The organism is Tenacibaculum aquaeponti (assembly GCF_052084715.1).
Lineage (GTDB): Bacteria > Bacteroidota > Bacteroidia > Flavobacteriales > Flavobacteriaceae > Polaribacter.
Genome location: NZ_CP197288.1, coordinates 2,593,389 through 2,615,086, shown reverse-complemented (window position 1 = coordinate 2,615,086; position 21,698 = coordinate 2,593,389). Strand labels below are relative to the sequence as shown.

22 protein-coding genes are annotated in these 21,698 nt (G+C 29.2%); 4 read left to right on the top strand and 18 right to left on the bottom strand.

Annotated features, from left to right (window positions below):
* Window positions 1-9: 9 nt before the first annotated feature.
* From ACSIGC_RS11795 to ACSIGC_RS11770, 6 genes are all read right to left on the bottom strand, one after another.
* A complete protein-coding gene (locus tag ACSIGC_RS11795) occupies window positions 10-243 on the bottom strand; it encodes a NifU family protein (protein WP_299672661.1) in 234 nt (77 codons plus the stop codon).
* An 11-nt stretch (window positions 244-254) separates the two neighbouring features.
* Complete coding sequence (locus ACSIGC_RS11790; protein ID WP_442265019.1) at window positions 255-1,385, bottom strand: P-loop NTPase; 1,131 nt, start codon at window positions 1,383-1,385, stop codon at window positions 255-257.
* Between the two features lie 125 nt (window positions 1,386-1,510).
* Window positions 1,511-1,840, bottom strand: coding sequence for an MGMT family protein (locus tag ACSIGC_RS11785; protein ID WP_442265018.1), 330 nt, complete (start codon window positions 1,838-1,840; stop codon window positions 1,511-1,513).
* Between the two features lie 3 nt (window positions 1,841-1,843).
* The gene (locus ACSIGC_RS11780; RefSeq protein ID WP_442265017.1) at window positions 1,844-2,455 is read right to left on the bottom strand and encodes a hypothetical protein; all 612 of its coding nucleotides are present in this window, start codon (window positions 2,453-2,455) and stop codon (window positions 1,844-1,846) included.
* Window positions 2,456-2,524: 69 nt separating this feature from the next.
* Window positions 2,525-3,196, bottom strand: coding sequence for a tRNA (guanosine(46)-N7)-methyltransferase TrmB (trmB, locus tag ACSIGC_RS11775; RefSeq protein ID WP_442265016.1), 672 nt, complete (start codon window positions 3,194-3,196; stop codon window positions 2,525-2,527).
* Window positions 3,197-3,213: 17 nt separating this feature from the next.
* On the bottom strand, window positions 3,214-3,432 hold the full coding sequence (locus ACSIGC_RS11770; RefSeq protein WP_299672638.1) for a DUF6341 family protein: 219 nt from the start codon (window positions 3,430-3,432) through the stop codon (window positions 3,214-3,216).
* Between the two features lie 42 nt (window positions 3,433-3,474).
* On the opposite strand from ACSIGC_RS11770, the gene ACSIGC_RS11765 reads away from it, so the two are divergent.
* Window positions 3,475-4,377: a DUF6427 family protein gene (locus ACSIGC_RS11765; protein ID WP_442265015.1), complete on the top strand. Its 903-nt coding sequence runs from the start codon at window positions 3,475-3,477 to the stop codon at window positions 4,375-4,377.
* On the opposite strand, the gene upp is transcribed toward ACSIGC_RS11765, so the two are convergent.
* On the bottom strand, window positions 4,378-5,031 hold the full coding sequence (gene upp, locus ACSIGC_RS11760; protein WP_442265014.1) for a uracil phosphoribosyltransferase: 654 nt from the start codon (window positions 5,029-5,031) through the stop codon (window positions 4,378-4,380).
* A gap of 115 nt (window positions 5,032-5,146) precedes the next feature.
* Between upp and ACSIGC_RS11755 the strand changes: the two genes are divergently transcribed.
* A complete protein-coding gene (locus tag ACSIGC_RS11755; RefSeq protein WP_442265013.1) occupies window positions 5,147-5,932 on the top strand; it encodes a hypothetical protein in 786 nt (261 codons plus the stop codon).
* A gap of 80 nt (window positions 5,933-6,012) precedes the next feature.
* On the opposite strand, the gene ACSIGC_RS11750 is transcribed toward ACSIGC_RS11755, so the two are convergent.
* The 4 genes from ACSIGC_RS11750 to ACSIGC_RS11735 all read right to left on the bottom strand — a co-directional run bounded on the left by ACSIGC_RS11750 (window position 6,013) and on the right by ACSIGC_RS11735 (window position 11,602).
* Window positions 6,013-8,385 carry a TonB-dependent receptor domain-containing protein gene (locus tag ACSIGC_RS11750; RefSeq protein WP_442265012.1) on the bottom strand — a complete coding sequence of 791 codons (2,373 nt, stop codon included), beginning with the start codon at window positions 8,383-8,385 and terminating at the stop codon, window positions 6,013-6,015.
* Window positions 8,386-8,517: 132 nt separating this feature from the next.
* Window positions 8,518-9,636 carry a helix-turn-helix domain-containing protein gene (locus ACSIGC_RS11745; RefSeq protein WP_442265011.1) on the bottom strand — a complete coding sequence of 373 codons (1,119 nt, stop codon included), beginning with the start codon at window positions 9,634-9,636 and terminating at the stop codon, window positions 8,518-8,520.
* A 4-nt stretch (window positions 9,637-9,640) separates the two neighbouring features.
* The gene (locus ACSIGC_RS11740; protein WP_442265010.1) at window positions 9,641-10,771 is read right to left on the bottom strand and encodes a helix-turn-helix domain-containing protein; all 1,131 of its coding nucleotides are present in this window, start codon (window positions 10,769-10,771) and stop codon (window positions 9,641-9,643) included.
* Window positions 10,772-10,816: 45 nt separating this feature from the next.
* Complete coding sequence (locus ACSIGC_RS11735; protein WP_442265009.1) at window positions 10,817-11,602, bottom strand: alpha/beta fold hydrolase; 786 nt, start codon at window positions 11,600-11,602, stop codon at window positions 10,817-10,819.
* Between the two features lie 45 nt (window positions 11,603-11,647).
* On the opposite strand from ACSIGC_RS11735, the gene ACSIGC_RS11730 reads away from it, so the two are divergent.
* Both ACSIGC_RS11730 and brnQ read left to right on the top strand, forming a co-directional pair.
* A complete protein-coding gene (locus ACSIGC_RS11730; protein ID WP_442265008.1) occupies window positions 11,648-12,436 on the top strand; it encodes an alpha/beta fold hydrolase in 789 nt (262 codons plus the stop codon).
* A gap of 7 nt (window positions 12,437-12,443) precedes the next feature.
* Entirely contained in the window at window positions 12,444-13,718 is a 1,275-nt protein-coding gene (gene brnQ / locus ACSIGC_RS11725; protein ID WP_442265007.1) for a branched-chain amino acid transport system II carrier protein, read from the top strand.
* On the opposite strand, the gene ACSIGC_RS11720 is transcribed toward brnQ, so the two are convergent.
* The 7 genes from ACSIGC_RS11720 to ACSIGC_RS11690 all read right to left on the bottom strand — a co-directional run bounded on the left by ACSIGC_RS11720 (window position 13,715) and on the right by ACSIGC_RS11690 (window position 21,592).
* Window positions 13,715-14,191 (bottom strand): hypothetical protein, encoded by a 477-nt coding sequence (locus ACSIGC_RS11720; RefSeq protein ID WP_442265006.1) that lies wholly within the window; start codon window positions 14,189-14,191, stop codon window positions 13,715-13,717. The genes brnQ and ACSIGC_RS11720 overlap by 4 nt on opposite strands.
* Window positions 14,192-14,279: 88 nt before the next feature.
* Window positions 14,280-17,654, bottom strand: a complete 3,375-nt coding sequence (locus ACSIGC_RS11715; protein ID WP_442265005.1) for a hypothetical protein — start codon at window positions 17,652-17,654, stop codon at window positions 14,280-14,282.
* Window positions 17,655-17,866: 212 nt separating this feature from the next.
* Complete coding sequence (locus tag ACSIGC_RS11710) at window positions 17,867-18,397, bottom strand: hypothetical protein (protein WP_442265004.1); 531 nt, start codon at window positions 18,395-18,397, stop codon at window positions 17,867-17,869.
* A gap of 220 nt (window positions 18,398-18,617) precedes the next feature.
* A complete protein-coding gene (locus ACSIGC_RS11705) occupies window positions 18,618-19,109 on the bottom strand; it encodes a hypothetical protein (RefSeq protein ID WP_442265003.1) in 492 nt (163 codons plus the stop codon).
* A 42-nt stretch (window positions 19,110-19,151) separates the two neighbouring features.
* Window positions 19,152-19,268: a FeoB-associated Cys-rich membrane protein gene (locus tag ACSIGC_RS11700; protein ID WP_442265002.1), complete on the bottom strand. Its 117-nt coding sequence runs from the start codon at window positions 19,266-19,268 to the stop codon at window positions 19,152-19,154.
* Window positions 19,265-21,361 carry a ferrous iron transport protein B gene (gene feoB / locus ACSIGC_RS11695; protein WP_442265001.1) on the bottom strand — a complete coding sequence of 699 codons (2,097 nt, stop codon included), beginning with the start codon at window positions 21,359-21,361 and terminating at the stop codon, window positions 19,265-19,267. The genes ACSIGC_RS11700 and feoB overlap by 4 nt, the downstream gene beginning before the upstream one ends.
* Window positions 21,362-21,592, bottom strand: coding sequence for a FeoA family protein (locus ACSIGC_RS11690; RefSeq protein ID WP_299672588.1), 231 nt, complete (start codon window positions 21,590-21,592; stop codon window positions 21,362-21,364).
* Window positions 21,593-21,698: the final 106 nt, after the last annotated feature.

The following is a 21,698-nucleotide window of genomic DNA, read 5'->3' as shown; positions in this document are numbered from 1 at the left end:
GTAAAATTATTAAGCTACATTAATCACTTCTTCAATCTCTGGAGCATGTCTTTTAATTGTTGCTTCTACACCATTTTTAAGTGTCATTTGGTTTACAGAACAACCACTGCAAGCTCCTTCTAACTGTACTTTTACAATGTTATTTTCTACGGATAAAAGCTTAATATTTCCTCCGTCACTAATTAAAAACGGACGAATTTCTTCTAATGCTTTTTCTACTTTATCTTGTGTTTCTACTGACATATCTTACTGACTTATTTTGTACTACAACCACTCATAGTAGTAATTCGTACTACTTCTGTTGGAGGTAGGTTTTCATTTCTTTTTAATAACTGTGAAACTATTTCTTGTGTTATTTCTTTGAATGATTCTTCAAGTTTTGTTCCATTTTGTAAAGCTACAGGATGACCAACATCTCCTGCCTCTCTTATACTTTGAACGATTGGAATTTCACCTAAGAATTTTGTTTCTAAATCTTCTGCTAAATTTTTAGCTCCATTTTGACCAAAAATGTAGTATTTATTCTCTGGTAATTCTGCTGGTGTAAAATATGCCATGTTTTCAACAATTCCTAAAACAGGAACATTAATAGCTTCTTGTTGGAACATTGCTACACCTTTTTTCGCATCTGCTAAAGCAATATTTTGAGGAGTACTTACAACTACAGCTCCTGTAATTGGTAAAGCTTGAACTATTGATAAATGAACATCTCCTGTTCCTGGAGGTAAATCGATTAATAAGAAATCGATTTCTCCCCAATCTGCATCAAAAATTAATTGATTTAAAGCTTTAGAAGCCATTGGTCCTCTCCAGATTACAGCTTGATTTGGATTTGTAAAGAAACCTAATGATAATAATTTTACTCCGTAATTTTCAACAGGTTTCATTTTAGAACGTCCATCAACTTTAACTGATAATGGTCTTTCACGTTCAACATCGAACATAATATGTTGAGATGGGCCGTAAACATCAGCATCAAGAACACCTACATTAAATCCCATTTTTGCTAAACTAATTGCAACATTAGCTGTAACTGTAGATTTACCTACACCACCTTTACCAGAAGCAATTGCGATTATATTTTTGATATTTGGAATTTCTTTTCCTCGAATTTGGTTCAACTCTTCTTTTGGTTTAACTTCAGCTTTTACATTGACTTTAACTTCAACGCTGTCACTTACATTTTGATGGATTGCTTTTTTAATTTCAGTTTCCATCTTTTTTTTAGCTTGTAAAGTTGGGTTTCCAATTACAACATCAACAATTACTTCATTTCCAAAAGTAACCACATTCTTTACATTCTCATTTTCAACTAAACTTTTCCCTTCTCCAGGTGCAGTTATTGTTTCTAATGCATTGTATATATCTTGCTTTTTAAAGCTCATTATGTTTTTTATATTAATTCTAAATTACAAAGATACCATTTAAGCTTCAGATATTAAAGCCGTGTAATTACGATTGTTTATAGCTTTATAAGGATTTTTAATAAAAAGTATTTTACACGTTTACTTTAGTATAACTCCTTCATTGGATCCCAAAATACTTTTTCTAAATCTTGTATTTGATTTTCGATAACTTCTATTCCTTCACTTTCTAATAGTTGCTGCATTAAATTTGTTCCATCGAAATGATGTTTTCCTGTAAGAATACCTTTTCTATTTACAACTCTATGTGCTGGCACTTCTTTACCGCCTGAATTATTCATTGCCCAACCTACCATTCTTGCAGAACGAGCTGCTCCTAAATATTTTGCAATTGCTCCGTAACTTGTTACTCTTCCATGAGGAATTAACCTTGCTACTTCATATACTTTATCGAAAAAATTTTTAGAATCTTCCATACTTTAAAAGTACAACTTTATTAATGTTAATATTGCTAAAAAACCTGTAATTATACTCATTAACGGATTAAAAAACACCATTACTTTAGCCACTTTGGTTTCCATTTTTTTTACAAGTAAAATATAACTAGAAAGAACTGAGATTACACCTAATGAAATTCCGATTCCAAAAGACAACAAATAGTTATATTCTTCAGATAACCAACCTTTAGATATGAAGAATGAATATGTTAATATGAAAAAAGGAATTGCAAACATATTTATAAAAGAAAGTTTGATTCCGTAAGAAAAACATGTTTTTTGATTGCAAATCTGCTGTACTTTTTGCCTAGACGAAAATTCTTTATTCAGATAGAAAAAGGATAAATACATAAAAACAAAAACCGCTACATTTTTAATCCAAAATAATGTGTGGGGAAATTTGTGAATTAATCGAATCACTATTAAACTTAACAAAAATTGAAAGAAAACTACAATTGCTGCTCCTAAAATGAAATGTCTTGCTGATTTTTTATTTTCATCAATAAAAATTTTACCCACAGTTAAATTAAGCATACTTGGAGCTATAAATCCAAGATAAGAGGTTACAAAACCAAGAATAAAATGAAACAGCATTCTAAAAATTATTGATGAGTAACTTTAGACGCTCATATAGAAAAAAACTTTCTTTACAATTAAAAAAGCTTAGTAATTTAACCTGAATTTTATATAAGTAATTGGTTTACCTTTTTCTAGATATTGCTTCTCGTAAAAAGTTTGTGTACCTGTAACTTCTTCAGGAGAATAGTGATTTTTATACACATCGTGATTTGCATGTAATACTTCATGACCTTCACCATGTAAAAGCCCTAATGTATAACCATGCATAAACTCACTATCTGTTTTAAGATTTATAACACCATCTTCTTTTAAAACTTGATGGTATTTTTTAAGAAAACTAGTATTCGTCATACGATGTTTAGTTCTCTTATATTTTATTTGAGGATCTGGAAAAGTAATCCAAATTTCATGCACTTCATTCTTAGCAAAAATAAAATCAATTAATTCTATTTGCGTTCTGATAAACGCAACATTATTCATGTCATTTTCTAGAGCAGTTTTTGCTCCTCTCCAAAAACGTGCACCCTTAATATCTATTCCTATGAAATTGAATTCTGGATTTTTTTCAGCTAATGCAATTGTATATTCTCCTTTACCACAACCTAATTCTAAAACAATAGGATTGTCGTTTTTAAAAAATGTATTCCATTTACCTTTTAAAGAAAAATCGTTTACAACTTCTTCTCTTGTAGGTTGAATAACATTAGCAAAAGTTTCGTTTTCTCTGAAACGTTTGAGTTTGTTTTTACTTCCCAATATAAAACAGCTTAAGCTTAGGCTCTATCTTCAGTTCCTTCTCTCTTAAATTTAAGAGCTTGAGAAATCCAATAAGAAAGTAAGACGATAAGTACTAATAAGAAAATCCAATTGATAGTATTAGACGTCCACCATCCTGCACTACCTTTAGCAAGACTTAAACGAATCCATTCGAATGGAATGAATAATACTTGAAATATCTCACCTATGAATCTAAAAATATTTAATCCTAACATATCTTGATTATCTTTACGCCTGCAAAAATATAAAAAGAAAAAATGTTAACCAACTTTTTCAGTACAACTAAACCAGTAAATTCTATGTTTATCATAGGATTGTTTATTTGTTATGTCGTTGCTGGTTTTTTTACAAACCATGTAAACCTTATTAACATTCCTCTTTTCTTGTGGTTTTTAACACTTTTTGCCATCGTAAATTTTGTAAACTCGAGAAACAATTTAACTTTCGACAATTCTTACTTTTTTCTTTTCTTTATTATCCTTCTTAGTTTTTTTCCTGAAACTTTTAAGGTTAATACTTATTTTTATTCTAATCTGATTTTAACCATATATATAAGGAGAGTATACAGTTTTCAATCTTCAAAAAACATTATTAAAAAATTATTTGACAGTGGTTTTTGGATTGCTATTTCTTTTTTAATAGAACCGTTTACCTTAATCTTTTTTCTTTTTACTTTTATTGGGATTTTTATTCACCAACACATTGATATTAGACGAATTGCCACTCCAATAATTGGGTTTTCTGTTCCTATTATTTTATACTTCACTTATTGTTTTTGGTATGCTGAACTAGAACGTTTTTACACTCTTTTAAATTGGTATACAAATTTTGATTTCAATTTTTACAACACATCTAGATACCTTATTATATTAAGCTTATTATTATTACTAATTACTATATCTTTAATTTTAAAAACTCCAAAAACTTTACGTGTAAAAAACATGTTTAGAAAAAGTTGGATTTTAATCTGTTTTCACTTTTTCTTCTCATTACTTTTGTTATTAATTATAAGAGATAGAAATGGTAGTGAAATACTTTATCTTATTTTTCCTTCTGCTCTTATTATTGCTAATGGTTTTGAGTTATTTCAAAAGAAATGGTATTCTGACCTTATTCTTTTCGCAATACTCTCTATTTCACTATTTACTTATCTTTCGTAATTACATTTTTTGTCCAAAAGCTAAATCTCCTGCATCTCCTAAACCAGGAATAATATAACCTTTTTCGTTTAATTCATTATCTATATCTGCAATCCATAATGATGTATTTAAAGGAAAATGATTTTTGATATAATCTATTCCATCTAATGATCCAATTACAGAAACAATATGGATTTCTTTTGGAATTCCATAATTTTTTAGAGCAGCATAGACAGAAACTAAAGATCTACCTGTAGCCAACATTGGATCGATAAGTAAAACGGTTTTATTATCAATAGGTGGTGAAGCAAAATATTCAACTATGATTTCAAAATCTTCTGAATTATTAAGATGATGTCTATACGCTGAAATAAAAGCGTTTTCAGCATCATCAAAATAATTTAAAAGTCCGTCATGAAGAGGTAAACCTGCTCGTAAAATTGAACACAAAATCACTTCGTTGTCTTGTAAATTAATTTCTTTAACCCCTAAAGGCGTGTGTACTTTTTTAGTACTATAATTAAGTCTTTTACTTAATTCATAACCTAAAACTTCTCCAATTCTTTCGATATTCCTTCGGAATCGCATGCTATCTTTCTGAATATTTTCATCTCTAATTTCACTTAGAAATTTATTAAGAACTGAATTCTCTTGCGCTAAATGGAATACCTTCATTTTTCAGGAGTGCTAATAAACGTTAATTAAACCATAAAGTTAAACATAGCTTTCAGATATCAAAATTTACGGTACAAAATTTGGTAAAAAATGACAAAACTGAAACGAAACTACTATGAAACGAAAACTACTATTATTAGTGTTTATTCCCTTTTTTTTATGCAGTCAAAGTACTTTAAGTAAAGCTAAACAAAGTTTAAGCAGTAGCTCTAGTACATCATCTAGCAGTAATTCAAATGATGATTCAGACAATGATGATGATAATTTTTTTTTCGCTTTTTTCGGAGAAATTTTCTTAGATGTCTTTTATTATGCAAGTCTTGGAATTTTCATTGGAGAACCCACAGAAACAGCAATGAATCCTTATCCTTATTACAATGATAAAGAAGGTGAATATTCTATTAGCTTAGATGGAAACCTTAAAAAACAAAGCCTAAAATTAGGCACAAACTATTTATTTAATCGTGTACGAGGAATTGAGTTTAACGCTGTATACAAACCTGTTTATTTAGTGGGAGTTGAACTTTCTCACATTAACTTTTCTGAAAACACATTATTAAACTCGGAATCTTTAAATATTACATCTGTAAACTTAAATTATTACAGAATAAGAAATCGTAACATATCTATGTGGTGGGGATTAGGAGTTACTTATGTTGGAAATGGTGTAAATACTGCTGGAGTTTCTTATAATTTTGGCACAGATATTTATCCTGCCAAACCAATTAGCTTACACTTAGGTTGGAAACAAAGTTTTATTAACGATAATTCTGTAAATGTATTTAAAGCTCAAGCTAAATATCACATAAAAAAAACAGCTCTTTATACAGGATATCACAACTATAAATTAGGTAGTGAAACTGTATCTGGATTGGTATTTGGGTTGGAATATACTTTTTAAATTAAAAAAGATTCCTGCATAAGCAGGAATCTTAAAATACACTTCATTTTGCATAGCATTTTATCAAAACAAAACTTGTTTTAATTACTTCTTCTTCGTTCTTCGTCGTTACCGAAATTTCTGTCTTTTACTTTTATCTTTTTATTTCCGAAACTATACGCTAAAGAAATTCTGAAATTTCTATTACTTTCATTCTGTCCGTATACTTGTTCAACGCCATCCACTACAGATGTTAAATTATTTAAGGCACTTGTATTAAAAATATCATTAGCAAAAACAGAGAGTTTTATGTTGTTTTTAAAATCGTGTTGATATCCTAAAGACACGCTATACATTTCTCCAACACTAAATAAACCTCCACTATACGCAGAACTATACCATGAGTTCACTAAGAATTTTGATTTTTCTGACAATGAAAATGTATTATTTGAAGCTATTCTTGCTTGCACTCCATTTCTTGGCTTTGCTCCTATTTCTTTTTGAAATGTTGAATAATATCCTAAAATATTGATGCTATTCTGACTTTGCCACCATGAATTTGCTTTAAAACTATAGTTCTCAGAAATTCCATAATTATATTGTGTGATATAGTTATCACGAGTTACTATTTGAGTTTCTGCAACAGGATCTGAAGTAAAAATTACTCCGAAACCATCTGTAGTAACATTTAAAAATACACTTGTATTTAAATTTCTTTTATAAGAATGTGACAACTCAAAACTATCTGTGAATGATGACTGTAAAAAAGGATTTCCTTCTCCGAAACTATTATCATTAATATAATATCTAAATGGGTTTAAATCTGAAAATCTTGGTCTATCAATTCGTTTTCCGTAAGAGAAAGAAAAAGCATGATGATCATTTTTTCTATACGATACATATAACGTTGGAAACAACTTTGTAAATTCATTTTCTATCTCTTGATTTGTTTGCTCGCTAATTCCTTTTGTATTTGTATTCTCTAAACGTAATCCTAATTTTAACTCTAATTTTGAATTTAAGTTTGTACTTGCTGATATGTAAGCTGCCAAATTATCTTCTTGATATTCGAAATTATTCGATCTTGTTGGATCTAAAACTGGATTTCCAGAAAGTGTATCAAAGAATAAAATATTACTTTTTGTAGTTGTAAAACTTGCCTTTCCTCCAAACGATAATTGAACTTTATTTATTGGGTAATTCACATCTATTTTTGAACTATAGTTTTGAATATCTTGATCAGAAATATTTAATGCAGCCGATGATATTCCCACTGAATTTCCTATATTATCAAACACTTCAGTTGTAAAATCTCTGTCGTTTTTAGAATTGTAATTAAAGTAATCAGCATCAACAGAAATTGATCTTCCCAAAGAATCTAGTTTCGTTTCCGCATGAAAATTTAAGGTGTTATTTTTTCTATTAATACTATTATCTCCCTTGTTTTCAATAAATCGATCTAACTGTTTATTCTCATCAAAAATTGTTGATGTTACCGTAGTAAACCCTCCTGGTTTTCTAGCATTTCCTAAATATTGAATTCCTAAAGATGTATGGTCTGAAACTTGATAATCTAATTGAAATCTTCCTGAGAAATTATCTGTTCTTTCTTTAGATTCAATAGCAATATCCCAAAAGTTTTGTGGATACTGAATTTGTAAATCCTCAGTATGTCTATAATGTCCCTTTGTAGCATTTATACTTGCAACTACAGATAAATTATTCTTATTGTAAGAAAAGTTGTTTCGAAGAGAACCGAAATTATATTTGTTTTGATTGTAAACAGCTCTAACAGTATTATTCCAAGAATTTTGTTTCGATTTCTTTAAAATGACATTGATTAAACCTCCTCTACCAGAAACTTCATATTTTGCTGGTGGGTTTGTGATAACTTCAATTGTTTTTATGTCGTTCGCATTTAAACCTTGTAAAAAAGCTGTTAACTCCTCTCCTTCTAAAGGTGATAAACGACCATTAATTAAAACTCTAGAAGGTCCTTTTCCTAAAATTTCTAAAGTTCCATTTTGTACTTGAACTCTTGGTGCAACATTTAAAATATCAATACCATTTCCTCCTTCTGCAACAACACTTTTTTCTACATCAAAAACTAATCGATCTACTTTTTGCTGAATCACTCTTGTTTTTGATTTTATAACTACCTCTTCTAAATTTTCACTGTCTTCTAATAATGTAATTGTTCCCAAATCGATAGTATTCGTTATCGAAATCTGTTTTTTCCAATCTTTATACCCTAAAAAAGAAATTGTAATTTCATAGTTTCCTTTCTGACTTTTAAGTGAAAAAATTCCATCATCGTTAGAGTTTGTTCCTGCAATAACTTTCCCTGTAGTATCTTTTAAAACTACATCTGCAAATGCAATATTTCCTAAAGCATCTACAACTTTTCCTTTTACTTGTTGTGCGTAAACTAATACTGATAAAAACAATAGTGTTACTAAAGCTAAACGTTTCATATTTTGTGTTTTTTGTTTTGATGACACAAAAGTGCTTTAGATTCCTATGTTGTGCGACCGACAACATAAAGTCGAACCTTTTTCTCTTCTAAAAATTGGTTCGACTATTTTTTTAAAACGTTCGATTTTACGTTAATCAACTGATTTTCTGTACTGTGTAGGTGTTTTCCCAGTATGTTTTTTAAATGCAGTATTAAAAGATGATTTTGAATTAAAACCAACTTCATACAAGATTTCTAAAACAGTAACTTTAGATTTTGATGTATCTGAGAGTATTTTTTTAGCTTTTTCTATTCGATATCCATTTATAAAATCGAAGAAATGTTGATTCAAATTTTGATTAATTAACACCGATAAATCTCGCATAGGCATTTGCATATTTTCAGCAAGTTTCCGAATTGTTAAATCTGGATTTAAAAACGGCTCTTTTGTAATCATGTAGTTTTTTAAATCTTCTACCTTCGTATTGTTTTCATCTACTTCTTTTTCTATTTCTTTTGATGTAGAAAGATGAACATCTATTCCTCTAAATAATTTTGGAGAGTGTAATGCTTTTAAGAATAACCAAAAGATAAAAAAGACACCAAAAAGTAACACTACAATTCTTAAAACCTGAGTTACTTCATCATTTTCAATCGTATCTCTAGCATATCCTTTAATTAACGTTAACAGATGTCCGATAGTAATTAAAATTAGTAATTGTTTTAACCAATTATAATTTTTTAAAACATCAGAATTTGTGTAATTCTCAAGAATCAATTTTCGATATCGCAACACGTAATACAATGTTGCTAAGAAATAACCTAAAGAAACAAAATGTCCTGCAAAATCTAAAAATTGAATCTCCCAATTATCATCATAATTATTTAAAAAAGCTTCTTTTGCTGAAGCATCTACAAGAAAAAAATTAGGTAGTAATATCACTATACTTATCAACCAAAATAAACTATGTAATACGTGAATTCTCTTTAGCTTAAAATTAGAATAGATGACCGAAAGCACGTACAAGAACAATAATGGATCTTTAAAAGCAGATAATTTGATCCGTAACATTTCTAAATTCAAATTTGGCGTTACAAACATGGAATAAAAAAACACGCTAATATCTAAAGCTGTAACTATTAAGAAAAAAGCCAATAATCGGTTTCCTAATTTCTTATTGGTTTTTACAGTAAGTAAGAAGCCTGCAAAAAACAAGAACAACAAGAAAATTATAAATCCTAAAACTGCTATTACAGAAACTTTTTCCATGTATTTATGAGTTACGCTCTTTTTTTCGGTATTGAGTTGGAGTTAAATTCGTATACTTTTTAAACGCTGTATTGAAAGATGATTTTGAATTAAATCCAACTTCATATAAAATTTCTAAAACTGTTAATTTCGGCTGATTTTTATCGGTTAACAATTGCATTGCATTTTTAATTCTGTATTCATTTACAAAATCAAAGAAATGCTGTTTTAAATCGTGATTAATAGCTATAGACAATTCTCTTGAAGGAATTTTCATTTGTTGTGCCAAATTTCGAATAGATAAAGACGGATTCAGGTATGGTTTTTCTGTATCCATAAACAATCTTAATCTTTCTATAATTTCATCATTTTCTCCCTTCTCTTCAGCTTCATTTAATAAATCCTTTGTGAGTTTTGTTTGAGAATCTACTCCTTTAAATAACTCGGGATTGTTTAAGGCTTTTAAAATATACCAACACGTTACTACTAATATTGAAAAAATTAAAACAACTTGTGAAGAAGAAAAAATTGTATCTTGAACATTAGAATATTTTAAAACATTTTTAATAGCAGCTATACTGAAAATTACAATCCAAAACACTACAATTTGATACAACCATTTATAGGCTTGAATTCTATTCCCTGAATGGTTTTCGTAAAATATATTTTTAGCTTGTTTTAAAACAACTAAACTCATTACATAATAGTAAATTGATTGTAAATGCATTGAAATATGCATAAAAACCACTTCAAAAGTACCAATTATATCTAAAGAAATAGTTGCCATTTGCTCACTTCCTCCTATATAAAATCTTGGAATCATAATTATGTTTCCGATTAAAAAAGGTAACAAATGCCATAGGTGTTTCTTTTGAAATTTGAAATCAGAAAAACACACCGAACAAACGTAAAAATAAAAAACTGGTGTTATAAGGTAATAAATTGTGTTTTTAAACATTAAAACACGTAATGAAGTCACTACAAAATCATGAATAAAAAAACCACTCATTTCAATAGAACTCAGTAATAAAAACATACCAAACAAACGATTGCTTAATTTATTTTCAGATTTAACAGTGAAAATAAAAACAGCAAATAATAAGGTAATAAAAGTAGCGAGGATTCCAATGTAAACCCTTAAATCTAGATCATTCATTTTTTTGGCTTCAATTCAAATATAAATGAATATTCTTTGATGCACTTACAACAAGCAAAAATCTTTTAATACAACTACTAGTTCTTCCTCATTTTCAATATGACTCATATGTCCGTTAGATAAAATTCGTAGTGGAGTTTTTGTATTATTAGCTTCAATTTCTATCGCTTTTATATCTAAAACAGGATCTTTTTCTCCTCCAATTATCAATTTTTTAAACGTACCATTTTGCAAAACATCTGATCTATTTTTTCTCAATTTCATTCCCTCAGAACAAGCAATATAACCTTGTACAGTTGTTTTTAAAGCTTCCTGCTTACAAACTTCTATTTTATCTCCAAACTTTTCATGAGTTTCTCTTGCAAATAGATTTCCGACAGACATTGCGACTAATGTTTTATAATTTGTCTTAGCCATTTTAATTGCTCTATCTCGTATTTGTTTACGTTCTTCTGAATCTGGAGAAGATGTTGAGTTCAACAAACATAATCGTTCCACATAATCTGGATATTTTTCAGTTAAAGCTAGAGCCACATAACCTCCCATTGAATGACCAATAAGAGTTACTTTAGTAATTTTCTCTTTTTCAAATACTCGACAAATGGTTTCGGCAATTTCTTCCATGGTATGTACATAACCTAAACATTCCGAAGCTCCATGACCGAGCAAGTCTATAGTTATAATTTGAAAATCATTTTGTATTTTCTGAATTAAAAAATTCCACATTTTAGAGCTTTCTAAAAAACCATGTAACAAGACTATTTTTTGCTTTCCTGTTCCAAAAATCTGGTATGCAACTTTAGCATTTTTATATAGTATAGAATTTACCATGGCGCAAAAATATGTATCTTTCAAGATTAAAACGTAAAACAAGACTTGTTATATCACAATACATATTTACATAAAACCTCTACAGAATGGGTTACTTTTGTTCACGGAGCTGGTGGAAGTAGCACTATTTGGTTTAAACAAGTTAGAGAGTTTAAAAAACATTTTAATGTACTTATTCTTGACTTAAGAGGGCATGGAAGAAGTAAACCAACATTAGGCAAGCTTTTTAAAAGTGAATATAATTTTGATGTAGTTACAAAAGACATCATTGAAGTATTAACCCATATTAAAATTAAGAAATCTCATTTTATTGGAATTTCTTTAGGATCTATTTTAATTAGAAATCTTGCTGAAAAAAAACCTGAATTAGTAAAAAGCATGATTTTAGGTGGTGCAATTTTAAAACTGAATTTTAGATCGCAACTGCTTATGAAATTAGGTAATATTTTTAAATCTATTGTTCCCTATATGTTACTTTACAAGTTGTTTGCTTTTATTATTATGCCTAGAAAAAACCATAAAAACTCTAGACTTTTATTTATTAATGAAGCAAAAAAACTATATCAAAAAGAGTTTTTAAAATGGTTTAAACTTACTTCAGAAATTAATCCTTTATTACGTTTTTTTAGAAGTAAAGATATTAAGATTCCTACTTTATATATTATGGGAGAAGAAGACCACTTGTTTTTACCATCTATAAAAAGTGTGGTACAACATCATGTAAATTCTTCTTTATTTATTATAAAAAAATGTGGTCATGTCGTTAATATAGAACAACCAACTATTTTTAACGCCAAAACTATAGATTTTATCTCTTCGTTAAATTCAAAATAAACAATCAATGAAAAGTCCTAAAAAAGAAATCCTTATTGTTGGATTTGCTCTATTTTCAATGTTTTTCGGTGCCGGAAATTTAATTCTTCCTCCATTTCTAGGAAAAAATGCTGCAGATAATTGGCACTGGGTAACTTTAGGTTTTTTTATTACTACTGTTTTTATTCCTATTCTAGGAATTTTAGCTCATGCCCGTTTACAAGGAACTATGTACGATTTTGGAAAAAAAGTTTCTCCATCATTTAGTTTAATCTATTGTTTAATTGTTTATGCTATTTCCATCGCACTTCCTGCACCAAGGACAGCATCTGTAACACACGAAATGGCAATTGCTCCATATTTTGAAACAAGTTCATTATTAACCAGTAGTATTTACTTCATTCTTGTATTTATTTTTGTAATGAATAGAAGTAAAGTATTAAATCTTATTGGGCGTTTTTTAACCCCTTTAATCATTATCATCTTACTATCTATAATTTTTATTGGTATTTTTTCTGACAATACGATTACTGGAGCTACAATTTTCAATACACCTTTAGTTGACGGAATTCTTGAAGGTTATCAAACTTTTGATGCCATTGGAGCTGTCGTTATTGGTGGTGTTTTGGTAATCTCTATGAACTTTAAAAAAGATGCTAGTTTTCATGAGAAAAAAGAATTAATTAGTAAAGCAGGATTAATTGCTGGTTTAGGTCTTTTAGTTATTTATGCCGGATTGATTTATAATGGTGCCTTGTTTGGCGGAACTTTTGAAAAAGAAGTAACTAGAACAGAAGTTTTAACCGGATTAAGCACCAAAACCTTAGGAAACATAGGGACTTTATTTTTAAATGTTTTGGTGTCATTAGCATGTTTTACAACTGCTGTTGGAATTATTACTGGAACATCTGATTATTTTAAAGGTTTATTCCAAAATTCACAAAAAGCATACACTACTACTGCCCTCGTAAGCTGTTTCTTAGGCGTGGTTATGGGACAATTTGATGTACATCATATTATTCACTTTGCTATTCCTGCATTAATGTTTATTTACCCAATAACTATTGTATTAATTTTGCTTAATCTTTTATCTGAGAAAGTTGCTACAGCCACTGTTTTTAAAGCTGTGGTAATTGCAACACTAGTTTTTAGCACACCAGATTTTATACAATCTATCGCTAAAAACGATACCATTACAAACATTCAAAGTTATATTCCTTTAGCTAATTATAATTTAGGTTGGGTGTTACCAGCGTTGCTAACTTTTACGATAACTTTTTTCTTAAGCAAAAAGAAAGCTTAAAAACGGTATCCCACATTTAATCCGATTCTTGGCACTACCGAAGGAGATAAATCTGTAAAAAAGTTTCTTCCTAAACCACCATGAACACTAATTACTAAACCTCCATTAGATACATATTTTGTTCCTACGGAAATACCTAATGCACCATCAGTATAAGAAACTCCACTATCATTTTTCCCTGAATTGATTCCCATGAATATTTCTCCGAAATGATTCCAGTTTCTTGCTGTAGTAAAATAATGACGGAAAAATGGAGTAATCATATTGTCTTCATTATATCTAAAATCTGAGTTTTCTCCTTCAAAATTAAAAAGTGCAGATGCACCAATAGAAGACTGTTCTCCAATATAATGTTCGTAAGTAACTTCTAATGTTTTTATCACTAAAGCATCGGCTAAATCGATACTTACTTCTTGTTGTGCTTGTAAAAAATTAGCTCCTAAAATTGTTAAAATTAACACTAGTTTTTTCATGGTATACCTCATTATTTATATGTTTCAAGATACAATCAAAAACTATACAAAACTTAAAGTTTGACTCATATTTTTTTGAAAAATAGTATTAAAAAATCGCTTTTAACTGAACCGTTCCTGAATGAATAGCTTTAGAATTTTCACTTTTTCTTCCGAAGTAATTCAAACTTAAATTTAAAAATGAATTTATTTCTTGATTGAATAAAGCATTCCAAGTAAAGTTTCTACCTTCTTGTAAACCTTCTAACATTTGATATCCAACAGGTGAATTTGCACTTCCTTTAAAATTGTTTAAAAACATAGAAAAATCTGCTGAAATCTGATTCTTCTTTTTGGTTAAGTAAAAATAATTTACACCTACCTTATGCTGATTTAAAGTTTCTAAACCTGCAACTGTATTTTTTTTATCTTTTAAATGATAAAATACTGAAAAGCGATGATCTCTATTAAACAGATAACTCAGTTTTGGATTTAATTCTTTATTGATTAAACTATAATTTCTATTGGCAAAATTTTCGGTATCCAACTTATTTTCTCCGTAAGAAGAAGCGACTTCTAATAACCAAAATGAAGACAATTTATGCTGAAATTCTAATTGATGTATTAAAGCATTATTCTCTTGATTTCCTATGGAAAACTGTTGCTTATTTTTGGATGTTCCGTAAGTATAAATCCAACTGTATCGCTGCAAATTTCTATTGTAATAAAATGAATTTCTAATATTAAACTGCAAACTCAACAAACCTTCTTCCTCCAAATTAAACGGATTAAAATTAAAGCCGTCTCCTTCTCTTTTTCTCTCGTTATTAATGGTTAAAAACGTTTGATTATAAAAATGACTCATCCATTTTTTCCATCCTTTTTGTGTTTTCCATTGTGTAGGATTTAGCGTAATCGATTGTTTTAAAGCTGCTTTTTCCGTTGGTAAAAATCGAATATTAGGTAAAGGCACACGTAAATATTCTGCTTGATCTTGAAACTCGGCTATTTCAAATTCTTCAAACTGTTGAATTCCGTCATTATTGTAATCGTTCCAAGTATAAAAACCTTGACCAGGTTCTGTTTTTACATATACAAAATCTTGTTGAGCTACATTTCCTGACGACGTTTCATACACAGTTCCTAGATTTAAAAAACGTTTAAAGAATTGCTGATTGTATATTAATCTTGAATTTAGAGATTGTGCGTTAGGTTCGAACTTATTATCTGTAAATCGATAGTTTGCATACAACGATAAATTTGTGTTTTCGTTCTGAATTAATCTGCTGTCTAAATACAACGTGTTTCGATTATTGATTTGAGTAAAACGATTGCTTTTTATACTATCGTTTACTCTGTAATTCAATCCGATTTTAGCAAATACTTTTGTAGAATCTCCAATTCCGTAGAAACCTTCATATTCTTGAAATTGATGACTTAATGTATTAAAATCGTTCGTGTTTCTATTTTGAATTTCATTCGTTTCTGCTCCAATAAAACCACCCAACCATGATTTTCCTAAACTGTAAATTCCTTTGGCATACAATCGGAAAAAATTATCTTTTTCTGTATTTGAAGTGTTAGACAACAAACTACTTTTTATTTGAAATGATAGCTTTTCCCTGTTGATTTTAGATTGAATCTCATGTTTGTTTCCATTAAAACTTTCAGAAAAATTCAAGTGATTAAAACGATACGAAAGAAAGTTGTTTTCGTCTTTTTCTAACCACAATCGTGTTGATAATTGATTTTGATTTCCTAATTGTTGTCGCACATTCCAATCTCTATTAAACTCAACACTTCTAAAACGTTGTACGGTTCTAAAATTTTCTTGTACAAACTCATAATCGATTGTACTTTTTAACTTCCATGTAGTATCAAAAATTAACTGATCCCACTTTAATTTTGAAGCGACTTGCTGATTTTTTTCATCATCTATAGAAGAAAATAAATTCTGATCGTTATCACTATATGCCAATTCTGCTTGAATCTTTGTTTTCTCTGTAGGATTATATTCAGAATTCACCACTACAACTTGTAAACTCGTTGGCGCAATCAAACGAACAACCGGATCGAAGTTTCCTAAATTTGCACCAACATACCTGTAAATTGTTCCGGTAGCAATTGCGCTGTCTACAACATAACTTCCTCGATTTACACCTACATTAGAAAAAGTTACCGTAAATAAATCGGCTGTTTCATCTGTAGAAAATTCAAAGGTTTCGATTCCGCCAACAATTACTTTACGATATTGAATTCTATTTTCTGAAAATTCGTCTTCAAAAGCACTTTGTGATACCATTTGAGTTATATCGTTTCCGGCATTTGCTAAAATCTGTTTTTGATCGTTTGTTAAACTCTGTTGAATCGGCTGATTCTTAGCATCGTTTTCGTTGTAGAAGAATCCAGAAATTGAAAATTTATCGTTTTTATATTGCGCTTTTTCGTAGGTAATAAAGCGTGTATAATTTTGATCTGAAAATTGAAACTCTACTCGAATTCTCATATCGTTGGTAATTGGATAGGTCGTATTAAAACGAATCTCAGCCAAATTATAATCGATAATATAATCTTTATTTTCTCCACGTTCTAACTGAACTCCGTTAATAAAAACAGCATCACTTCCAGCTACAATTACAATATTCGCTTCGTTATTTGGACCAAAAATTTTATACGGACCTTGATTTCCTTCTACTCCAACAAAATTAAATGCAGAAAACCGACCACGAACAATGGCTCCTGAAGCTCCAACATTAAAATGCTCACTTAAATTTGCATCCACTTGTATTCCTGAAACCTGTTTATCGAAATTCAGGAAATAACTGTCTTTATTATTTAACGAAACATCTCCTCCTTTTACTTTCCAGTTTTTACTAAATAACTCAATAAAAATACGATCGAAATCGGTTAAACTTTGCGAATATCCATTTTGCTGAAGTGGTAAATTGGTGTCAAAAATATTAGCTCGAATACCAACTTCTTTGGATAGTTTTCCTTCTAATGTTAAATCTAAGGAAGCGTTTGTAACAGCATTTTGATTGTTTCCTGTTGTGATTCCTCGTGAGATAAAACCCTGAGTTTTTAATCCGTCAAAAAGCTTAAAATCTTGCTTCTTTTTATTCGTTGTTAAACTGTATAATTTATCTGTTCTATTTGTATTCGGAACTATGAGTTTTTCATCTAGAGGCGCGTATACTTTGGTCAAAAAATCTGGAAATCGTAAATATTCTATAGTAATTTTTCGATATTCTTTTGCATTGATAATCAATTTTGCTTTCGGAAAATCTACTTGATATTTATGCTTAGGAATGGAATCTCCTTTGCTATTGAGTAACTTAAAAAAAGTTGGATTGATACTTACCGAATCTATTTGTATGGTATCGGTTTTAACATTGATTTTTTTTGATCGAAATTCTTTAAGATTTCTCTGACTAAATCCAGCAGTGGCAATTAACAGAAAAAAAATAAATAGTTTTTTGATCATATGTTGTACAACGAATAGATGTCAAAAATAGTTTATTCTCTCAAAATTCAATTTGGTTTTGTGTTAAAAGGACTTCGATTCCTTACTACTAGTAAAAAAACACAACACTTATGAAAATGTTGTGGTTAGTATATTCAATTATTGTTCTTGATTACTCTTGCTTGGCACCCGAAAGGATTCCGGCGCTAGCGGGGTAGACAAAACCACCCTTTTTAATATATTACCTTAGATTCTATACTTCCTAAACTCTCAAAATTAGAAAGATTATTATTCTTATTAAACAAAGAAGTCTCAATTGTATTTCCATCTGATATCGGAGTAGATAAAATATAATCATTTTTAAATTTCACTTTTATCCCAAATGGTTCAGAATTATTCTTTAATCCTATTAATTCAAGAGACTCTATTCTAGAATCAACTATATTATAAAATTCCGAAACATTTGTTACCTCATAATACTCCGTTTCTAAAACATCTTCACATTCTAAATTCATCCAAGCATCCATTCTTAATCTAAATGATGACCAAGGGTATATTTTTAGAGGTATCTTCTGAGTTTGAAGATGAGGTGTCCACATATCCTCTTTATCTGTAGTAATAACATTTAAACGATCTGGGTATTTGGAGAATACTAAGCCACAAGATATATCAATATCTAATTCTTTTTCCTCTCCTAATGGAGGCCAAACTACAAGATATAATCTTTCTACTTTCTGATTTTTGAAATCTTTAAATATTTCCATAATCACATGATTGGTTTTGTGTTAAAAGGACTTCGATTCCTTGTTACTAGTAAAAAAACACAACACTTATAAAAATGTTGTGGTTAGTATACTTAATTATTGTTATTAATTACTCTTGATTATTATACCAACATCATTAAGACTTTAAAGTAATAACCAAATATTATAATTGTTACTAAAAACAATTAACAAACCTATTTTAACTTGTCCTTTGAATGGCTTATTTTGCCACACTAACATTATCAACAATTGTAAATGGATTTCTTAATTTTACACTAGAAGATATTTTTCCTGATTCACTTTTAAGGTTAACAATTGGTCTATCTAAAATAAAATCAGTTTTATTTTTACCATCAGATATTTTATAATAATAATTACCTTTATTAACTTTTGTAAAAACCTGATAATAAAACCTACCCTTATTAAGATTATACCATTCCCTCCACTTTAAAATTTCTTTCTTAGAGGGAGTATATTGTATACCTATCCAACTACCATCCCACTTCTCAGTAGAGATACCTGATAAATTTACAATATCTTCAACTAAAGAAAAATTAGCTTTTTTACCATTATTAAAATTTAACCATTGCTTTTCTATAAAATTAATTCTATTAAGAATTTCTGTTGAGGGATTATTTTTTATTTCTACGGTATACCTATTTGAAGAACAAGAAACACAAAAAAGTACAATTAAAATTACTAATAATCTCATAGATTTTTCATTTGTAAATCTTAAAATAAAAGAAAAAGTCATTTAACTACATCCGCAACCAGGATCGCAATCATTATTTTTAGATTTAAAAATAAATTTTCTTCCTAAAAAAAGAATAGCTAATGCAATAATACTATATGTGATAATTTCTTGAATCATCGTAAAATTTGAAATGTTATTAATGCAGAAACGTATGCCAAAATCCCCATACCAAAAAGTTGTACTAAAGGCCATTTCCAACTTTTAGTTTCTCGTTTTACAATAGCTAAAGTAGCCATACACTGCATTGCAAATGCATAGAAGATAAGTAACGACATACCTGTTGCAAAATTAAAACGTTTTTTACCTGTATCTGGATTTATTTCTGCCTCCATACGTTCTTTTATTGTTCCTTCATCTTCAACTCCTTCTATACTATAAATTGTGGCTAAAGTTCCTACAAAAACTTCTCGCGCTGCAAAAGAGGTAATTAAACCAATTCCTATTTTCCAATCGTAACCTAAAGGCTTTACTACAGGTTCTATAGTTTTTCCTGCAATGCCAATGTAAGATTTCTCTAGTTTTTTTGAAGCTATTTTTTGTGCAATTTCTTCTTCTGATAAGTTACTTAAACTTACTTCTTTCTTCACTTCTTCTTCTACTTTGTGAAATGATGAAGGTCCATGAGTTGCTAAAAACCACAACACTATTGAAATTGGTAAAATTATTTTTCCTGCCTCAATTACAAAGCTTTTTGTTTTTTCTACAACAGTAATAAAAACATTTTTTAACGATGGAATTTTATAATCTGGCATCTCAATCACGAAGAATGATTTACTCTTAACCTTTAGTGTTTTGTGCAAAATAAAAGCTGCTAATAAGGCTGTTGAAAAACCTAAAAGATATAAGGCCAAAAGTGTTAATCCTTGTAAATTAAAGAAACCTAAAACTTTATTTTCTGGTATAATAATCGCTATTAAAATTGCATATACTGGTAAACGAGCAGAGCAAGTTGTAAATGGTGTAATTAAAATTGTTATTAATCGTTCTTTCCATCCAGAAATTGTTCGTGTTGCCATAACAGCAGGAATTGCACATGCTGTTCCTGAAATTAATGGAATTACGCTTTTTCCACTAAGTCCAAAACGCCTCATAATTTTATCCATTAAAAAAACCACTCTACTCATGTAACCTGTTTCTTCTAAAACTGCTATCAAGAAAAACAAAATGGCTATTTGTGGAATAAAAATTAAAACACCTCCAATACCTGGAATTATTCCATCTGTTATTAGATCTGAAAGAATTCCATCAGACATATACTCTTTTACTTTCTCTGAAAGACTTCCAAAGGTTTCATCAATAAGATCCATTGGTATCGATGCCCAACTAAAAATAGATTGAAAAATTAAAAATAGAATTCCGAAAAAGATCGCATAACCAAAAATCTTATGAGTAAAAACTTTATCTAATTTTGCTCTTATGTCTTTCGCCTTATTTCTATCTAAAACATAATACTCTTTTAAAGCTTTATTAATTTTTTGATACCTGTATATCGTTTCTTTATGCTGGTATTTTTTCAATTTAGAAATATCATCTAAAAAATCAGAAAGATCTTCTTTATTTACATCTCTAAAAGATTGTTGTGTAGCACTCAACCATAAATGATATAATGATTTTTCTGGATTCACTTTTTGTAATGCATCAAAAAATGACACATCTATTCTCTTAGCTATTTCAGAAAAATTAGTAACTGGTTTTAAAACTTCATAATTTTCTAAAACACTTTTTAATTCCTGAATACCTGTATTTTTCTTAGCTGAAATAAGAACAACTTTTGTTTCTAAAGCTTTCTCTAATCCTGGAACGTCGATACTAATACCTTTTTTATCCATTTCGTCAGCCATATTAATAGCCAAAACTGTAGGAATACCAATATCTTGAACTTGGGTAAATAGCAATAAATTACGTTTTAAGTTTTCTACATCGGAAACAACAACAATAACATCTGGATAATTTTTTCCTGTTGGATTTTCTAACACTTTTAATACAACACTTTCATCTAATGATGTTGGATTAATACTATATGTTCCCGGCAAATCTGTAATTATCGCTTTATTTTTAGAAGATAAATTACAAACTCCTTGTTTTTTATCTACAGTAATCCCTGGGTAGTTTCCTACTTTCTGATTTAATCCTGTAAGCTTATTGAATAAAGATGTTTTTCCCGTATTTGGATTACCAATTAACGAAACTTGAATATTATTTTTCCCCATTTACGATTCTAAATTGGTAACTTTTATTTTTGATGCAATCTCTTTTCTTATTGCCATATGACTTCCATTTACATTAATATAAATAGGATCGTGTAAAGGTGCAATTTGAACGAGTTCAACTGTACTTCCAGGCAAACAACCCATTTCTAATAATTTTAAAGGAATAGAGTGTTCATTTTCTTCAGAAATTACTCCTACTTGTCCTACTTTTAATGATGCTATTGTACTCAAAAATGATGTGTTTAATACGAATATTCTTGCTGTTACAAGAATTGTAGAATAAATGCAAATATACTAAATTAGAATCGTTCTAAAGAAGTTGTTTTCTTCTCTTTTA